The organism is Leptospiraceae bacterium (assembly GCA_025059995.1).
Lineage (GTDB): Bacteria > Spirochaetota > Leptospiria > Leptospirales > Leptonemataceae > SKYB61.
In genome coordinates this window covers 40,559-57,370 of record JANXCF010000008.1, presented here as the reverse complement: position 1 = coordinate 57,370, position 16,812 = coordinate 40,559, and the positions used below count along the sequence as shown (strand labels likewise).

General features: G+C 35.4%; 17 protein-coding genes and 1 tRNA gene. 7 read left to right on the top strand and 11 right to left on the bottom strand.

The window, feature by feature from the left end:
* Positions 1–7 precede the first annotated feature (7 nt).
* From gcvPB to gcvH, 3 genes are read right to left on the bottom strand one after another with little or no spacing between them, the layout of a single operon-like run.
* Positions 8–1,501: an aminomethyl-transferring glycine dehydrogenase subunit GcvPB gene (gene gcvPB / locus NZ853_10290; GenBank protein ID MCS7206073.1), complete on the bottom strand. Its 1,494-nt coding sequence runs from the start codon at positions 1,499–1,501 to the stop codon at positions 8–10.
* A 10-nt stretch (positions 1,502–1,511) separates the two neighbouring features.
* Positions 1,512–2,858, bottom strand: coding sequence for an aminomethyl-transferring glycine dehydrogenase subunit GcvPA (gcvPA, locus tag NZ853_10285; protein ID MCS7206072.1), 1,347 nt, complete (start codon positions 2,856–2,858; stop codon positions 1,512–1,514).
* A gap of 1 nt (position 2,859) precedes the next feature.
* Positions 2,860–3,255 carry a glycine cleavage system protein GcvH gene (gcvH, locus tag NZ853_10280; GenBank protein ID MCS7206071.1) on the bottom strand — a complete coding sequence of 132 codons (396 nt, stop codon included), beginning with the start codon at positions 3,253–3,255 and terminating at the stop codon, positions 2,860–2,862.
* Between the two features lie 206 nt (positions 3,256–3,461).
* On the opposite strand from gcvH, the gene NZ853_10275 reads away from it, so the two are divergent.
* From NZ853_10275 to NZ853_10260, 4 genes are read left to right on the top strand one after another with little or no spacing between them, the layout of a single operon-like run.
* The gene (locus tag NZ853_10275) at positions 3,462–5,822 is read left to right on the top strand and encodes an AAA family ATPase (GenBank protein ID MCS7206070.1); all 2,361 of its coding nucleotides are present in this window, start codon (positions 3,462–3,464) and stop codon (positions 5,820–5,822) included.
* Positions 5,823–5,856: 34 nt separating this feature from the next.
* Positions 5,857–6,741, top strand: coding sequence for a cation diffusion facilitator family transporter (locus NZ853_10270; protein ID MCS7206069.1), 885 nt, complete (start codon positions 5,857–5,859; stop codon positions 6,739–6,741).
* A gap of 42 nt (positions 6,742–6,783) precedes the next feature.
* The gene (panB, locus tag NZ853_10265; GenBank protein MCS7206068.1) at positions 6,784–7,575 is read left to right on the top strand and encodes a 3-methyl-2-oxobutanoate hydroxymethyltransferase; all 792 of its coding nucleotides are present in this window, start codon (positions 6,784–6,786) and stop codon (positions 7,573–7,575) included.
* The gene (locus NZ853_10260) at positions 7,572–8,306 is read left to right on the top strand and encodes an MBL fold metallo-hydrolase (GenBank protein ID MCS7206067.1); all 735 of its coding nucleotides are present in this window, start codon (positions 7,572–7,574) and stop codon (positions 8,304–8,306) included. Before panB ends, NZ853_10260 begins: the two co-directional genes overlap by 4 nt.
* Here the strand turns inward: NZ853_10260 and aroQ are convergent.
* The 5 genes from aroQ to fabG form a co-directional block, all read right to left on the bottom strand.
* Positions 8,293–8,784, bottom strand: coding sequence for a type II 3-dehydroquinate dehydratase (aroQ, locus tag NZ853_10255; protein MCS7206066.1), 492 nt, complete (start codon positions 8,782–8,784; stop codon positions 8,293–8,295). The two genes, NZ853_10260 and aroQ, sit on opposite strands and share 14 nt — an antisense overlap.
* 1 nt (position 8,785) lies before the next feature.
* Complete coding sequence (gene aroB / locus NZ853_10250; GenBank protein ID MCS7206065.1) at positions 8,786–9,895, bottom strand: 3-dehydroquinate synthase; 1,110 nt, start codon at positions 9,893–9,895, stop codon at positions 8,786–8,788.
* Complete coding sequence (gene rnc, locus NZ853_10245) at positions 9,892–10,641, bottom strand: ribonuclease III (GenBank protein MCS7206064.1); 750 nt, start codon at positions 10,639–10,641, stop codon at positions 9,892–9,894. Before rnc ends, aroB begins: the two co-directional genes overlap by 4 nt.
* Positions 10,642–10,724: 83 nt before the next feature.
* A complete protein-coding gene (acpP, locus tag NZ853_10240; GenBank protein ID MCS7206063.1) occupies positions 10,725–10,964 on the bottom strand; it encodes an acyl carrier protein in 240 nt (79 codons plus the stop codon).
* An 88-nt stretch (positions 10,965–11,052) separates the two neighbouring features.
* On the bottom strand, positions 11,053–11,808 hold the full coding sequence (fabG, locus tag NZ853_10235) for a 3-oxoacyl-ACP reductase FabG (GenBank protein ID MCS7206062.1): 756 nt from the start codon (positions 11,806–11,808) through the stop codon (positions 11,053–11,055).
* Between the two features lie 245 nt (positions 11,809–12,053).
* Between fabG and NZ853_10230 the strand changes: the two genes are divergently transcribed.
* Positions 12,054–12,554: an RNA pyrophosphohydrolase gene (locus NZ853_10230; protein ID MCS7206061.1), complete on the top strand. Its 501-nt coding sequence runs from the start codon at positions 12,054–12,056 to the stop codon at positions 12,552–12,554.
* The gene (locus NZ853_10225) at positions 12,535–13,530 is read left to right on the top strand and encodes an ABC transporter ATP-binding protein (protein MCS7206060.1); all 996 of its coding nucleotides are present in this window, start codon (positions 12,535–12,537) and stop codon (positions 13,528–13,530) included. Before NZ853_10230 ends, NZ853_10225 begins: the two co-directional genes overlap by 20 nt.
* Here NZ853_10225 and NZ853_10220 read toward each other — a convergent pair.
* Positions 13,523–15,595, bottom strand: coding sequence for a UvrD-helicase domain-containing protein (locus tag NZ853_10220; GenBank protein ID MCS7206059.1), 2,073 nt, complete (start codon positions 15,593–15,595; stop codon positions 13,523–13,525). The genes NZ853_10225 and NZ853_10220 overlap by 8 nt on opposite strands.
* A 158-nt stretch (positions 15,596–15,753) precedes the next feature.
* Positions 15,754–16,026 (bottom strand): TMEM165/GDT1 family protein, encoded by a 273-nt coding sequence (locus NZ853_10215; GenBank protein ID MCS7206058.1) that lies wholly within the window; start codon positions 16,024–16,026, stop codon positions 15,754–15,756.
* 130 nt (positions 16,027–16,156) lie between these two features.
* Between NZ853_10215 and NZ853_10210 the strand changes: the two genes are divergently transcribed.
* Positions 16,157–16,232 (top strand) — tRNA-Asn (locus NZ853_10210).
* A gap of 205 nt (positions 16,233–16,437) precedes the next feature.
* On the opposite strand, the gene NZ853_10205 is transcribed toward NZ853_10210, so the two are convergent.
* Complete coding sequence (locus NZ853_10205; GenBank protein MCS7206057.1) at positions 16,438–16,812, bottom strand: recombinase family protein; 375 nt, start codon at positions 16,810–16,812, stop codon at positions 16,438–16,440.

Sequence of the window (16,812 nt, the reverse complement as noted above, 5' to 3'; positions counted from 1 at the left end):
AATTTTTTTATTTTGTAAAGTATTTTAATATCAAATTTTTTGCAATCCCTACTTCGTCAACGCGGTTTACGAACGAAGTAAGAGGACTTTTGAAAATTTCTTGATCCTGATTTTCCATCCGACGCAAGATGTCTTTTACCGCTTGTGTGAATTTCAAGATGGTCTCGGGGCTTTCGGTTTCAGTGGGTTCAATCATGATAGCACCCGGCACAATCAGAGGGAAGTAAACAGTAGGAGGATGAAAGCCATAATCAATCAAGGTTTTTGCTAAATGGACGGTTTCATATCCATGTTTCTTCAAAGTATGATGAGAAAATACAACTTCATGCATAGTGGGATTGGGAGAAGCCAACTTGAGATGGGATTCTAATTCTGAGCGAATCAGGTTTGCATTCAAAACAGAATGCTCCGCAATCTTATGGATTTGATTGCCCCAACTCAAAATGTAAACCAACGCACGGATCATCATGCTTGTATGACCAATCCCTGCTTTCAATCTTCCAATGGACTTTTCGGGAAAATCAAAGTAGTAGTAATCTTTTTGAGAATCATATCGAACAACTGGTCCAGGCAAAAAGTCCTTTAACCTTGAACTTACTACAATTGCGCCAGCTCCCGGTCCTCCCCCACCATGAGGAGTGCTAAAGGTTTTGTGCAAATTCAAATGAGCTACATCAATTCCCATCTGAGAAAAAGAAACTTTCCCAATAATAGCATTATAGTTAGCACCATCCATATAAAGTAAAGCATCATGTTCATGTAGAATATCTGATACTTCTCGAATATTCGTTTCAAAAATCCCTAACGTGTTAGGATTGGTTATCATTAAAGCAGCGACATTTTCATTCATCACACTTTTTAATTGCTGAATGTCTATGGTTCCTTCTTTTGTGGATTTCAGTTCTTTCACTTCAAAGCCTGCAAACGTGCAAGTGGCTGGGTTCGTTCCATGAGCACTATCGGGTATTAGAACCAGATTTTTATGGTTATTGTTTTTTGACTTATGATAGGCTCGTATTAAGAAGATTCCAGCCAATTCTCCATGGGCTCCCGCCGCAGGTTGTAAAGAAACATCATCCATATCTGTAAGGGTTTTAATGTAGTTTTGAAGTTCGTAGATTAGCTTCAGAAGTGGTTGAATGTATTTTTCATCTAATGATGGGTGTAGATGTAGAAAATATTCTTTGTTAGCAATTTCTTCGTTAATGCGTGGATTATATTTCATTGTGCAGGAGCCGAGAGGGTAAAAATTCAAATCAATCCCATAATTCCAAGTAGATAAGCGGGTATAGTGTCGCAGAACCTCAGGCTCAGATACCTCTGGCAAATTAAGTTCATCTCGTAAATATTTTTTTGGAATCTCGAGTTCAATAGACTCTAAATCTCGGTTGTCAATAGTAAAACCAATCTTTCCGGAATAGGATAATTCAAATATCAATGGTTCTTCGAAGGTTTGAGCTACTCGTGCTTGTTTGAAAGGTATGGAAATGATTTGATTCATAAAAAACCTCTTATTTGCAAGCAGCAATTAAAGTATTTTTCCATTTTTCGATGTCTGAAGGTTTCATGGTCTCATTGAAGGAGACCAAAAGGTGATTTTCGTCAACAATGGTTCCAGCAGCAATGTTTTGAGACTCAAGCACCCTTTCAAAAACTTTCCCTGCTGGGATGGGAGTTTTTATATAGATTTCGTTGAATACGGGGGATTTCGGATAAACTAATTTTATTTCTTGCTGATATGTCAAAAGTTGTTTTGCATATTGGGTGAGTTTGGCACATCGTAAAGCGATTTCTTGGAGACCTCTTTTCCCCACTAAACTCAGGTAAATGGTAGCTCGTAGTGCCATAAGGGCTTGATTGGTGCAGATGTTTGATGTGGCTTTTTCTCGTTTAATGTGCTGTTCACGTGTGGAAAGGGTAACGGCAAATGCTCGTTTTCCGTTCACGTCCGTTCCCATGCCAATCAGTCTTCCTGGAAGATTACGTAAAAACTCATTTCTCGTTCCAATGAAACCCAACCAAGGACCACCGAAATTCAAAGGAATTCCAAAAGATTGAGCTTCACCACAAACGATGTCGGCGTATTTACCCGGAGGTTGGAGCAACCCCAAGCTGATGGCTTCTAAAACAGCAACTATCAACAGAACGTCATGATTATAGACTATGTTTTGAATCAGTTCCAAGTCTTCTATGATTCCGTAGGAGTTTGGGGATTGAATCACGACGGCAGAAATCTCTTGTTTTTGTTTTTCTAATTTGCTCTTTAGGTCATTTACGTTGATTTTTCCCTCTTCGTTTTGGGGTATGAGTTCGTATTCAAAGGGTCCGAGCTGAGAATAGGTTTCAATCGTTTCTAAATACTCTTTGTGAAATAACGAAGAAACAAGAACCTTATATTTTTTTTTGATTCTACATGCCATCAAGATGGCTTCGATCACCGATGTAGAACCGTCATAAAGAGAAGCATTAGAAACATCAACCCCCATGAGTTCTGCCATCATGGTTTGATACTCAAACATGGCTTGTAGTGAACCCTGGCTTACTTCGGGTTGATACGGAGTATAAGCAGTAAGAAATTCTCCTCGAGATGTTAGAGTATCGATAATAGCGGGGATTTCGTGGGCATGTCCATTCCCACCCATAAAGTTCTGATGTGGATAAATCACTAAATTATGTTTTTGGATTGTTTCTGTGATATAGCGGCGGATTTCAGATTCAGATTTTGGCTCGTCAAGAAAAGAAGAAGTCGATTTTGTATATTCTTTGGGAATATGAGAGAAAAAGTCTTCTATGGAGGTTTTGTTTAGTTTTTGTAGGATGTCATTTACTTGGGTTTCTGAGATGGGTAAGTATTTCATTTTAACCCTCTTGTTCTAAAGACTCGAGGTATTTTTGATATTCTGAGGCAGAAAGCAATCCTTCAACTTCGTTAGGGTCAAAGTCCTTGATTTTCAAAATCCAGTTTTTGTAGGGGTCCTGATTGATTTTTTCTGGTGATTTAAGCACTTCTTCGTTTCGTTCGGCTATTGTGCCACTTACAGGGGAGTATAGTTCTTCGGCGGCTTTTACTGATTCTATTGTTCCGCATGATTCACCAGCTTGAACTTTATCACCAACATTTAAGAGTTCTAAAAACACGATATCACCTAAGGATTTCTGTGCAAAATCGGTGATACCAAGCAAAGCGTATTGACCATCTACCAAAATCCACTCATGTTGTTTACTGTATTTCAGGTTCTGTGGAATATTACTCATAATAACACACTTTTTCTTAAAAACGTAAAAAGTAAATTTTAAATTTATCTTATTCATTCAAACAAAATTCTGAATTTTAATCGTTACTTTTCATGATGGTTTATGCATGAATTTCTTGCTATTTAACTTAAAAAAAATTATTGAGAATACAAAAAAAATAAAAAGAATTGAAACAAAATAAGCTTTTTTTTAGCTAATATAATAGTATGGGAAAAAGACTTCACTACTTTAGAAGTAGCAGAAAAATAAAAGTAGATAAAATGTTTAGCAAAAGGGAATTAGCATATATTCAAAACGCAATTCGAGTTTATATTCAGAATGCGGCGAAAATTGCAGACTCAAGACTGTTAGATGATTATGGGATTCTTGTCAATGTCTACGAAGGCTTTGATATAAGTATTCAAAAAGAATTCAACAAAGAAATTCAAAAATTTCTGAAAAGCTTTCAAAAAGAGGAAAAAAAAGAAAAAGATGATAAAGAAAGCTACGTGAATTCTTTTAGAAGAAGATATATGAGTGGAAGGTATGACGACGAGGAAGAAATCCTTAAAAACTTTAAAGATTATAGAACTGATTATAAAAAAGTTGAAGATTTTGTTTCTGAATTGTCCTATAATCATCAGAAAAAATTTATCCAGATTTTCTTATTTTTCATTCAAAAATCTATTGATTCTCAAAAGACCCTATCAGAAGAAGAACTAAGGCTTCAGAAAAAGATAGATGATATATCCAAGTTTTTGAATTTAGATGAAGTAGAGAAAGAAATCTTGATTTTTACTTACTATCTAATGTCAAACAGCGTGATAAACAATCTTTTCAAAATGCTTGTTGATGGTATAGAGAATATTGGTATTATAAAAGCTATCAGCACATTGTTAGGTATCGTAGAGAGCAAGATCAAGTTAACTTTGCAAAAGAAAGGAAAATTACTCTTTTATGATATAATTGAAATCGATAGAGATGAAATCAATTTGAATGATGAAATTTATGATTTTTTAGAAGATTTAGATAGCTTAGATTTTACTGATCGATTTTTTTCAGTGATTGATCCCACAGATCCAGTTCAGAAAGAAGAAATCTTGGATATAAACTTATTCAGCTTCTACAAAGACAAAATAAAAATTATAGAAAATATGCTAAAATCAGAAGGAAAAGCAAACATCATCTTTTATGGAAAAGCTGGAACAGGAAAAACTTCTTTAGCCAAGAGTATCATAAAAAACTTAAATAAAAAAATTGTCTATGTTTCTAATAGGAGTTCTTATTTTTCTGGTTATCTTTCATCAAAAAAGATTCGGGATGATACTTCTGGAAATCGAGTCATCAATTTAATCATGGCTTGCAATTATGCTAAAGACAATGATGGAATAGTAATAATGGATGAAGCGGATGAGTTTCTAAATACCCATTTTTCTATTTTTGATGTATTCCTTTCCTCAAGAAGAAATCATAATATTCAAAAAAGCTGGCTAAATGACTTTTTGGATAAGAGTGAATACAAAATCATTTGGATAGCAAACTATACGGATTTAATGGATGAATCCGTAAAAAGAAGATTTGACTATTCCGTTCATTTTAGCGTTTTCAATGGGGAAACTCGAGAATATATCGTCGAACAAATCTTGAAGAAATTAAACCTTGATGAACGAATAAGTTTTCATGATTTGAGGGAATATTTTACGGATACAACTATTCCAGTTGGAATGATTGAAACAGCTCTGAGACAGGTCCGAAATATTATCTCGATAAATCCTGATATTTCGAAACAAGAAATCATACAAACTGCCAGGGAAATTTTTGATAGTAATTATGAATTCGTTTACAATAAGAATTTTCCGTCAGCCTCAAAAAGATTGCATCAAAACTATAATATTGGATACGTTAATACCTCACCTCCCGTAAATCAAATCTTGGATAGAATCAAGAATTTTGCAAGAAGCAACGTAAATAAAACTAAGAGTTTTAATATTTTGTTCTACGGACCTCCAGGTTCAGGAAAAACTGAGTTGGCAAAATACATAGCAAACGTATTGAACTATAAAGTCATCGAAATTACTCCCCAAAATATTCTAAATCCTTTCTTTGGAGTCACAGAAAAATTGATTCATTATTACTTCAAGCAAGCTTCACTGGGAAATACCGTCTTAATCATAGATGAAATAGATACTTTCTTTTCAGGAAATAAGTACGAAAATGACATCCATAGCACAATTATTAATCAGTTCCTTCAAGCCATAGATCAGTATAAAGGGATATTGATAGCTACTACCAATCACATCGATAAATTGTTTGTAAAAATAAAAAGAAGATTTCATATGAAAGTAGAATTCTTTAGCATAAAAAAACAAATGATACCCCAAGTTTTTTTAGATTTCTTTAAGGAACAATTGACAAATCCTAATTTGACTCCCGAACAAGAAGAAATTTTAAAAGACTTAGGAGATGTCTATATCAGTGACTTTATTATGGTCAAAAGTCAAATTGAGCACGATGGTGAATTCTTTTTTGAAGAAATCTATAAATTATTGAAAGATGAAGTTTATTATCGTTTGCATCAAAAAAATTAGTTGTTTTTAGGCTATGTAAGTTTTCTCTGAGAATGTGCATCACTTTATAAAAAAAAATACAAACAAAATTTTTATCATAGGTATTTCCCTCAACGCCACCTATGTGGCGATTGAGTTTTCTTTCGGATTATATTTTCATTCACTTTCATTAATATCTGATGCCGTTCATAATTTGAGTGATGTCTTGAGTTTAGGAATAGCATGGCTTGGGTATTTTCTCTCCACTCAAAAGCCAAATTTTCGAAGAACATATGGTTTAAAAAAAGCAAGCATCATGGCAGCTCTTATCAATTCGGTGATTCTTTTTATAGCAGTAGGAGGAATCATGACTGAGTCTTTGCAAAAATTGTATCGCCCTATCGATAATCTTGATATTCAAGGAATGTTAAAAGTGGCGATCGTGGGAGTAATAGTGAACTTTGGAACAGCATTTCTATTTTACCGCAGAGAAAAAGAAGATTTAAATTTTAGAAGTGCTTTCATTCATATGTTAACAGACGGTCTGATCACAATCAGTGTAATTATTTCTGCGATAATCATCGGATATACCCAGTTTTTTTGGATAGACCCTTTAATGAGCTTTTTGATTGCTTTGGTGATATTATGGGGCACTTGGAAGATTTTCTATGAGTCTTTGAATTTGATGATTGATGCCGTTCCCCAAAAAGTAGATTTACATGAAATCCATCAATACTTAAAAACATTACCTGGCGTTCAAAATGTTCATGATTTACATGTATGGGCAATAAGCACAACCGAAGTTGCCCTTACTGCTCATATTGTAAGAACCTATCATGATGATAACGAAGAACTCTTAGAAAGAATTCGCAACGATTTAGAAAAACACTTTGATATAGATCATGCCACTATACAATTCGAAAAAGAATCGAATGCAATCTCTTGTCGTCATTGTGATTAAAGAAAACTTTCTTGGGTTTATTCTCACTTAAAGGTAAACTTTATGAATCTGAAATATCCTTCTGATTGGATCCGAAAAAAAAAAGAAAAAGAACTGATTAGTGTGGTTACGTGTTATGACTTTACAATGGCAAAGTGGATTAGCAGAACTCCTATCGATGCCGTCTTGGTTGGGGATTCTTTAGGAATGGTAGTTCAAGGAAACTCCTCAACATTGCCTGTTCGTTTAGAAGAAATCATATATCACACAAAGTTGGTTCGAAGAGGAGCTCCAGAAAAATTTCTAATTGCCGATATGCCCCTGGGAAGTTATCAAACAAGCATACAAGAGGGGCTTCGAAATTCTTTCAAAGTGATAAAAGAAACACAATGCCAAGCCCTTAAATTCGAAGGAGCAGATAAAAGCACCTTAAAACTCATAAAAAAACTGGTCCAATCAGGCTTGCCTGTGATGGGGCATATAGGACTCACACCTCAAAGCTATTTGAACTTTGGTGGTTATAAAATACAAGGAAGAGATGACAAACAAAAAGAAAAACTCATCCAACAAGCAAAGGCTTTAGAAGAAGTGGGTTGTTTTTCTATTGTGCTTGAGCTGACAGAAGAAGAAGTAGCCAAAGAAATCACGCAGCTTTTGGAAATTCCCACAATTGGGATTGGTTCAGGAAATCAAACTGACGGACAGGTTTTAGTGATACATGATCTTCTTGGAATGGATCCAGACTTTACTCCCAAACATGCGAAAAGATATGCAAACTTTGCTGAAATGGGAATCCAATCTTTGATTCAATTTGACCATGAAGTAAAATCACGAAAATTCCCACCATCAAGATGAAAAATCTAATCGTATTGGGTTCTGGAAATGCCTATAATCTCGATGGTCGAGGTCATAGTGGGTTTCTACTGGATTCGAAAATCATGATTGACTGCGGAGCTACTGTGCTACTCAAAGCCAATCAGTATAAAGTAGATTTGTCAAGCTTAGATGTAATTTTGATTACCCACTTTCACGGAGATCATTATAGTGGGATTCCATTTTTGTTGATTTTTTTTAAGTATGTCTTAAAGCGCACGGAAAAGCTCATGATTGTTGGACCAAAAAATCTAAAAACTCAAATTCAGCAATTGATAGAAATTCTCTTTCAAAAACAAGAATTTCCATTTGATGTGGAGATAATCGAAATCAGTCCTAATGAAACGTGGAAATACCAAAACTACACCATCCAAACATTTCCCATTAACCACAAAGAAGAAAGTATAGGATATAAGATTTTTGATCAAAATCATAGTTTTGCGTTCACTGGGGATTCCGTTTTAGATGAATTTGTTTTCAAACTTATGGATGGTGTGGATGTGGGAATCATGGAAGTAAGTTTCCTTCGAAAAGAGCCTGAGTCATCCCACATATCCTTAGAAGAAGTGATGGAAAATCGTGCGAAAATCAAAACCAAGCGACTGTTTTTTAATCATTTGTATGATGAAATTTACCACGAAATCCAAAAGATCAATCATCACACCCCGGGTTTTGGCTTTCCCTTGTATGATGGTATGGTCATTGAGTTTTGAGTTGTTTTGACTCCAAATCCATTTGCCAAGAAAGACCTTTGAGTTTTTGAATCAAACCCAGCAAGGCAACTCGATATCCAAATATTCCCATACCCGAAATGACAAAAAGGGCTTTATCACTCAAAAAAGAATGATGACGAAAAGGTTCTCGTGCATAAACATTGCTGATATGGATTTCCACAAAAGGGACATTCACAGAAAGCAAAGCATCCCTCAACGAAACAGACGTATGAGTCAAACCTCCGGGATTGATGATGATTCCATCATAAGGTTTTTGGTAGTATTCTTGTATCTTTTCAATCAAAGCACCTTCATAATTGGATTGAAAACAATCAAGGGCAGCTCCCCATAAAGAGGCATCCTTTTCGAGTTGTTCTTCTATTTCTTTTAGTGTGGTATTTCCGTAGATATGAGGTTCTCGGTAGCCCAATAAATTCAAATTCGGACCATTTAGGAGTAAGATTTTGATTTCTTTCATATTAGCCAAAGAGTTGCTTTTGCCTTTGCCATGTGTTTCGAAAATTATCTAACGATAACTCTTGGTTATAGATGGGTTCTCCAATCTCTTTGAGATATACTTCTTTTACTTTGCCTCCTTGATTTTTTTTATCATAGAACAAGTGAGGTATCAGCTCTTCGGAACTAATGTTATACGTGTCCATAGGTAGTTTCAATAACTTCATCAAATCAAAAACTTCGTTTATGATTTCATCCCCGAGTCCCCATTTTTCGTTCGACAACAGAAGAGAAAAAACCAGTCCTCGGCTCACCGCTTCTCCATGATTTAGTGCCTTGTAGTGGGTATAAGACTCAATGGCATGCCCAACAGTATGTCCTAAATTCAAAATGGAACGAAGACCCGTTTCTTTTTCGTCTTTTGAAACCACCCTGGCTTTCACTTGGATTGACTCAAAAATCATCTGAAACCATCTTTCCTTATCCCATTCCCGATAGTTAGGTTGATTCTTTACTTGGACCCTGAAATTTTCGTATACATTGGGGTCTAAAAGAGAATGCTTCAGCATTTCAGCTAAACCACAAATCCATTCTTTCTCAGGGAGGGTCTTCAAGAACTCGATATTACAAAATACAGCCTGCGGTTGATAAAAAGAACCTACAATGTTCTTTCCAATATTTAGATTGACGGCGACTTTCCCACCAACACTTGAATCCACCATAGCTAAAAGAGTCGTGGGGATTTGGTAATAATCAATACCTCGTTGATATGTCGATGCCACAAAGCCAGCAAAATCTCCAATCACTCCACCTCCGAAAGCTATGATGCAACTTTTTCGATCAACATTAGCTGAAAGTAGTTCTTCAAAAACTTCCTGCAAATACGAGATGTGTTTGTATTCTTCTCCAGCCGGACGAATGATGGTATGAATTTCCCCTAAAGAATCTTCAAAAAACTCTATTGTTTTTTTATAACATTGATAAACATTTTCGTCTGTGATGATTACATGTTTTGTGTATTGTTTTTTTTTGAGTTGTTGGAGCCAATATTCTTCTATTTTATCAGACAAGTATATATAATAACTTTTATCAACAGTTTCTTTGAGGGGTATCCATAATTCTCGATAATTCATATAAGGAGTTCATCGAATTGATTTTTGATTTTTTCTAAAGCTTTTTGTGCTGCTTGTTTTTCGGCTTTCTTTTTTGAGCTCCCACTCCCTCGTGCGATTTCAATCCCGTTGATGATGACACGAAAAACAAATTCACGTTTGTGATCCGGTCCTTCTTGGCTGACGAGTTCATAGATGGGATGTGTATGATATTTTTTCTGTATGATTTCTTGCAGAGCTGATTTGGGGTCGATTGCTTTTCCTGGTTTGGTGAGTTTTTTTAATCTTCCCTCAAGCATTGATAGAACAAATTTTTTTGCTGCCTCAATTCCTTGATCCAAGTAAATTGCTGCAACCATTGCTTCGAAAGCATCTGCTAAGTTTGATGGACGCCTTGCACCGCCGCTGTTTTTTTCTCCTTTGCTCATCTTTAAGTACTGTCCTAAGCGGAGTTTTCTTGCTGCACTTGCCAATGATTTTTCTGATACAGCAATGGATTTAATTCTCGCCATCTGACCTTCATTGAGATGAAAATTACGAAAAAGATAATCATTTACTATAAAACCAATGATAGCATCTCCTAAGTATTCTAAACGCTGGTTGTTTAATTTGTGAGAATTCGGTTCGTTAGCTAAACTACTATGAGTCAAAGCAAGATCATACAATCGATAATCTCGAAATCGAATGTTTAAATGTTTTGATAGTTCTTTTAGCTTTTGGATTCTTTCTTTATCAAGGATTAATTTTTCATACTCTGAGTATTGCATACGTAGGGGAAGACCGATTTTCTTTTTTCTATCACGATCTTCAATCGATTGATAGAAAAAGAAAACCGGTCCAATTGAAATCCTTATTTTTGATGTTCTTTGATGTATTTGATTACATCACCTACGGTTTGGATTTTTTCTGCATCTTCATCAGAGATTTCAATACCAAACTCTTCTTCCAAAGCCATGACTAATTCCACAGTATCAAGAGAGTCTGCTCCTAAATCTTCAATAAAATGGGAATCTTCTGTGATTTCTGATTCCTCTGCACCCAATTGCTGTGCTATGATGGATCGAACCTTTTGGAACAACTCATCAGTCATAGACATCTCCTTCAAAAAAGTTTACAGCAATTAAAATGAACGATATTAATTTGGCAAGTTTAAAAGTGGGTTTTTTTGTTTTTTGTGATTAAGGACGAAAACCCCCACCATTAACATCCAACACAATGCCCGTAATGTATGATGCCAAATCTGATACTAAAAACAAAACCGCATTTGCAATATCTTCAGGCATTCCCGGTCTTCGAAGAGGTATGCTATCGATCATTTTTTGTTTGATTTTTTCTGGAATAGCATCTGTCATAGCAGTTTGAATGAAACCTGGTGCTATGGCATTACAACGAACTCCTCTTGCTGCCCCTTCCATCGCAACAGTCTTGGTTAAACCAATCACACCTGCTTTCGATGCAGAGTAATTCGCTTGTCCAATGTTTCCATTTTCCCCTGCAATAGACGAAATATTGATAATCACACCGCTTCGTTGATTCATCATGACCTTAAAAGCAGCTTTGGTGCAAAGAAACGTTCCCGTAAGATTCACGTTGATGACTTGATCCCATTGTTCTTTAGTCATACGTAAAAGAAGTGTATCCCGTGTGATACCTGCATTATTCACAAGAATATCAACTTTTCCCCATTTTTCTTTGCAGAGCTCAATCAACTTATTTGCTTCTTCTTCTTTCGAAATGTCACACGCAAAATATAAAGTTTCTACTTGGTATTTGTTTGCGATTTCTTCGGCGGTTTGTTTTGCTTGTTCTTCTAAAATGTCATTGATTACGACTTTTGCTCCTGCTTGAGCTAATTTTTCGGCTATGGCTTTCCCTATCCCTCGTGCAGAGCCTGTGATGATGGCTGTTTTGTCTTTAAGATCAATCGTCACCATAATACGTCTCCTTTTTTGTTTTTACATTTCTTTTTGTGTGAAAGCCAACGTAAAGTAAATTTAGATTTTAAAATCAATTTATTATAAATGAAATTTATAAAATTTCTTTATTATAAGAATCAATTTTCTTAGAAATTCTTTTTGATATGATTTATCTAAACAAAGGAAAATTAAATGCTTCGTGAAGTCTCAAACTTAAAAACACTTTGCAAAAACAAAAAGAGAAGAAATTTTTGAACACAAAGATGAAAAATCAAGAAAAACCCTATCGTAAAAATGTGGGGATTTTGGTGTTTAATTCCCAGATGAAGGTTTTGGTTGGAGATCGAGTCGATCATCCAGAGAATTACCAACTCCCACAAGGTGGGATTGATGAAGGAGAAAATCCAGAAGATGCCGCCATCCGAGAACTCTACGAAGAAACGGGGTTAAAACTCCAAAAGCCTGTTTTTGAAATACCCGAGTGGCTTTCTTATGACTTTCCTGAACACATTCCTGAACACTTAAAAAAATATCGTGGGCAAACACAAAAATGGTTTTTCTTTCATTGGGATGGAGACATCCAAAGTTTAGATCTCAATTCATCTCATCATCGAGAATTTCGAACCCTAAAGTGGATGGACATCGATGTTTTAGTCAACAGCATAATAGAATTCAAAAAAGAAGTTTACCTAAAGATACAAAAATATTTTTACGAGTTTGTTCCAGAGTATTTAAAAACCCTCTATGAAAAAGAAAAAAGATAATCTTGCATTGAAAGTAGAACATCTTTCTATTGGTATTCAGTCTGATAAACTTATTTCTATTGTTGATGATGTGAGCTTTTCTTTGTTCGAAGGAGAAATTTTCGGACTTGTCGGAGAATCAGGTTGTGGGAAGACCCTTACATCAATGGGGATTGTGAGGATGCCCCCAGAACCCAATGGAAAAATTCTTTCAGGAGAAATCACCCTATATCTTAATGGGACAGAAATTCGGTTGGATCAACTTTCAGAACAAGAAATCCGAAAAATTCGAGGAGCTGAAATTGGTGTGATTTTTCAAGAACCCTTCATGGCACTAAACCCCCTCTATACCGTAGAACATCATCTAAAGGAACTCTACATATTCCACAAAGAAGAATTCAAAAAAAAGCAAATTTCTTTTGAGAATCGCGTTGTTGATTTGCTAAAAAAAATGAATTTTCCTCAAGTGGATACCATTTTGCGGTCTTATCCTCATCAGTTATCAGGTGGTATGCTCCAGCGAATAGTAATTTTACTTGCAATCTTACTAAAACCCAAGTTGGTGATAGCCGATGAACCCACAACCGCTTTAGACGTCACCGTCCAAGCACAAATCATGAACATCCTTAAGGAACTCCAAGAAGAAGAAAACGCAACCATTCTTTTGATCACCCACAACATGGGGCTTTTGGCTCAATATGCAGATCGATTAGCTGTAATGTATGCAGGAAAGATCGTCGAGCAAACTGACGTCGAACGCTTTCTTAATCAACCCCTCCATCCTTATAGTCAAGGTTTATTAAAAGCCATTCCCGACTTGGACGTAGAAAAAACCATTCAAGGCATACCGGGACAAGTGCCTCCTCCTGAGCTTTATCCCAAAGGATGTAGGTTTGAAAACCGATGTAGTTATCGGTTTGAGTTGTGTAAAAACGAACCCAAACCTATTTCATTCGATCAGCATATTGTTTATTGTTGGAAATACTCTTCTAACTAATCAAGAGATTGTTGAGTTCATTTAAAAGGATTTTAACATCATCTATTTCGGATTTGTCTAATGAAGCTGATTTTTTATTGGTGATATATTCATATTCTACGAACTCTTCGGGGATTTCATTCAAGAACCTTGATGGTTCAAAAGGGATTTCCTCACCAAATCGTTTACGATACAACGAATAGGAAAGAAACAGCTCTTCTTTTGCTCTGGTAATTCCCACATAACATAATCTTCTTTCTTCTTCTAAAGAGCGGTTTTCGTCGTTGGTTTCCAAGAGGGCTCGTTCTGAAGGAAAGATCTTTTCATTCATTCCACACAAAAATACTACAGGGAATTCCAGCCCTTTCGATAAATGCAAGGTTAGAAGTTGAACCCGACCTTTTTGAATATCCTCGACTTCGCTATCCGAGCTCAGTAAACTCACCCTTGAGAGAAAATCAAATAATGAAGGAGGTTGGACCTCATCCCATTCTTCTTCGAAATAAGCAAGCATATTAACAATTTCAGAAAGGTTATAGATCTTCGCTTTTGCTACTTCTTCTTTTTCTTCTTTTTGGTATTCTTCTTCGAGTTTTAACTCTTGGATGAGTTTTCGTAAGGTTTGGGATAAACTGCGACTGATGGCAAACTCCTTTCGGTAGGTTTCCAACAATTCCAAAAATTCCTTGATGGCAAGGATTTGCTTTTGGAGATTCTGAAACAACTCTTCATTTTGAACCATAAATTGTAAAGCTTGATAGAAGCTCAGTTTTTCTTGGTTCGTGGTTTCATATTCAATAATAAATTCATGGATTTTTTTGATGGTGGACTCTCCAATCCCTCGTTTAGGAAAGTTGATGATTCTTAGCAAGCTGATTTCGTCATGGGGATTGGCTATTGCCCTTAAATAGGCTAAGAGGTCCTTTACTTCTTTTCGATCGAAAAAACGATATCCACCCACGACTTGGTAAGGAATCCCGCGTTTTCGTAATTCTACTTCAAAAGGACGTGCTTGATAGTTTGTTCGAAAAAGGATGGCGAAATCTCCTGCGTTTCGTTTTTCTCTTGTGATTTTTTTTAGTATGATTTCGGCGACTTTTTCAGCTTCTTCTTTTTCGTCGTAGCACTCTATGATTTTGATTTTCCCTCCCATTTTGTTCATTGAGATGATTTTCTTATCAACCCGATTGAGGTTGTTTTTGATGAGAGAATAAGCAGCATCGATTATGATTTGTGTAGAACGATAATTCTTGTTAAGTATGATTATTTTGGCATGAGGATAATCTTTTTTGAAGTTCTGGATGATGGAAACATCAGCTCCACGCCAACCATAAATGGATTGATCATCATCCCCTACAACACAAACATTTTTTCGATCTCCAACGAGAAGCCGAAGGAATGCATACTGCAAAGGATTGGTGTCTTGGAATTCATCCACAAGAAAGTATTTATATCTTTTTTGGTATTTTTCCAAAACCACTGGGTATTGAGAAAACATACGCAGTGGAAGTAATATCAAGTCATCAAAATCAATTGCATTTAAAGAAAGCAAATACTCATGATATTTTTTGTAAATTTTCAAGAAAGTATCTTCATCCAGATTTCTAACCAAAAACCCATTTTGATAAAGCCATGTTTCGATTTTGAGGTTTGAGTTTTTTATAAGCGAAATCAAATAGAGAATATAATCATCGTCTATCCCATCATCGTTTAGTTTTAATTCTTTATAAATATTTTTTAATATTTGGATTTTATCTTCTTGATCGAAAATCGTATAAGGTCTTCGATAACCTATAATTTCAATTTCTGATTGTAGGATTTTGTTTCCAAGCGAATGGAACGTAGAAACCACCATTCCCCGTAAATTCTTTTTGGGTAAAATTTGGCTTAATCTTTTTTTCATTTCTTTGGCACTTTTATTAGTGAATGTAACAGCTACAATGGATTGAGGGGGAATACCTTTTTCGATCATGTTTTGGATGCGATGAACAATCACTCGTGTTTTCCCACTCCCAGCTCCTGCAAAGACTAAAACAGGACCTTCTATTGAATGCACTGCTTCCCACTGTTCTTGATTTAGTTCCATAGGTTAAGAAAGAAGTTAGATTTTTGATTCCATTGAATGTAAGTTGATTATCGGAAAATAGAAACTAACTTTTATAAAATTGAATTCGGTTTTTATAAAAAATAGCAGTAAAAATTTATTAAGATAATTTATAAAATTATTTTATTAAAAATTATAACTTATTTCGATAAAATCGTCCAAATCCCAACAAGAATAAACAAAATTCCAGCAACAAACTTTAAGTATTTTGGAGAAATGTATTGAGAAACCAAACTCCCAAGAAAAGTTCCTATAGCCGTTGTCAGAATCAAAGCCAAAGAAGCTCCCAAAAACACAATCCAAGGATTGACGTTTTTATCTGTGGCATAAAGTAAAGTTGCAAGCTGGGTTTTATCCCCAATCTCAGCCAAAAAGATCGTCCCAAAAACAAGAAGAAAAGTTTTTACATCCATACGATAAAAATTCTCTATAAAGAACCAAGTCAACCAACAATCTCAATAAAACAAAATCTTCGTTTTTTTCGCTTTTTTGATTGACAGAAAAAAACAATGTTCTTAAATGGTATTTACCAAACACTCACACTCCCCAGTAGCTCAGCCGGTAGAGCGAGTGGCTGTTAACCACCAGGTCGCAGGTTCGAGTCCTGCCTGGGGAGCCATATAGGACACTTTGAGGCTTCCAAAATCACATCAAAGGGATTTTAAATTTGAGTTTTTTGCCCTCTAAAGTAGCGTTCTGAAGTAATAAATTCAAAAGTTGCCTTTTTTCTTCTACTTCAGAACACTGAAATATCTCATAAGCCTTTTTAGCTAAATTTTAGACCGTATTTGCCGTTAAATTGAAGTTTTCATCCGCATCATGTATTATTGTCTCATTCTTGCCTCAATTTCTACCCGTTTTTCTTTATACTCTTTTAGCTTTTTGTTAAACATGTCCTTAGGAATTCTTCTTAATTTTTCCAAAGCAGGCAACCCCACTAAAAAATCTCTACACAACCTATCAACTTTATCACAGCACAAAGCCACAACCTCTTTTTGTTTTCTAATAAAATCTAATACTTTATTAAATTCTTTCCGATGTTCTTTGTAAGCCGATTCATCGAAAATAAACTCTTTAATGAGTTCTAAATCGGAATTTCTTTTTATATACGCTCGCAATCGTGCTTGCTGAGTTGATAAAGAATTACCCGCTTCTTTTTGTTCTTCAGTTGATACTCTGGCTAAAATTATGGCTTTCAT

What these genes read in the sequence shown, in the direction of transcription:
- aroQ (MCS7206066.1), bottom strand. Translation starts at nt 8,784, where the DNA reads ATGAAAGAAATCAAAATCTTACTCCTAAATGGTCCGAATTTGAATTTA.
- gcvH (MCS7206071.1), bottom strand. Translation starts at nt 3,255, where the DNA reads ATGAGTAATATTCCACAGAACCTGAAATACAGTAAACAACATGAGTGG.
- NZ853_10260 (MCS7206067.1), top strand. Translation starts at nt 7,572, where the DNA reads ATGAAAAATCTAATCGTATTGGGTTCTGGAAATGCCTATAATCTCGAT.
- panB (MCS7206068.1), top strand. Translation starts at nt 6,784, where the DNA reads ATGAATCTGAAATATCCTTCTGATTGGATCCGAAAAAAAAAAGAAAAA.
- NZ853_10230 (MCS7206061.1), top strand. Translation starts at nt 12,054, where the DNA reads ATGAAAAATCAAGAAAAACCCTATCGTAAAAATGTGGGGATTTTGGTG.
- gcvPA (MCS7206072.1), bottom strand. Translation starts at nt 2,858, where the DNA reads ATGAAATACTTACCCATCTCAGAAACCCAAGTAAATGACATCCTACAA.
- rnc (MCS7206064.1), bottom strand. Translation starts at nt 10,641, where the DNA reads ATGCAATACTCAGAGTATGAAAAATTAATCCTTGATAAAGAAAGAATC.
- aroB (MCS7206065.1), bottom strand. Translation starts at nt 9,895, where the DNA reads ATGAATTATCGAGAATTATGGATACCCCTCAAAGAAACTGTTGATAAA.
- acpP (MCS7206063.1), bottom strand. Translation starts at nt 10,964, where the DNA reads ATGACTGATGAGTTGTTCCAAAAGGTTCGATCCATCATAGCACAGCAA.
- NZ853_10220 (MCS7206059.1), bottom strand. Translation starts at nt 15,595, where the DNA reads ATGGAACTAAATCAAGAACAGTGGGAAGCAGTGCATTCAATAGAAGGT.
- NZ853_10275 (MCS7206070.1), top strand. Translation starts at nt 3,462, where the DNA reads ATGGGAAAAAGACTTCACTACTTTAGAAGTAGCAGAAAAATAAAAGTA.
- NZ853_10225 (MCS7206060.1), top strand. Translation starts at nt 12,535, where the DNA reads ATGAAAAAGAAAAAAGATAATCTTGCATTGAAAGTAGAACATCTTTCT.
- NZ853_10205 (MCS7206057.1), bottom strand. Translation starts at nt 16,812, where the DNA reads ATGAAAGCCATAATTTTAGCCAGAGTATCAACTGAAGAACAAAAAGAA.
- gcvPB (MCS7206073.1), bottom strand. Translation starts at nt 1,501, where the DNA reads ATGAATCAAATCATTTCCATACCTTTCAAACAAGCACGAGTAGCTCAA.
- NZ853_10215 (MCS7206058.1), bottom strand. Translation starts at nt 16,026, where the DNA reads ATGGATGTAAAAACTTTTCTTCTTGTTTTTGGGACGATCTTTTTGGCT.
- fabG (MCS7206062.1), bottom strand. Translation starts at nt 11,808, where the DNA reads ATGGTGACGATTGATCTTAAAGACAAAACAGCCATCATCACAGGCTCT.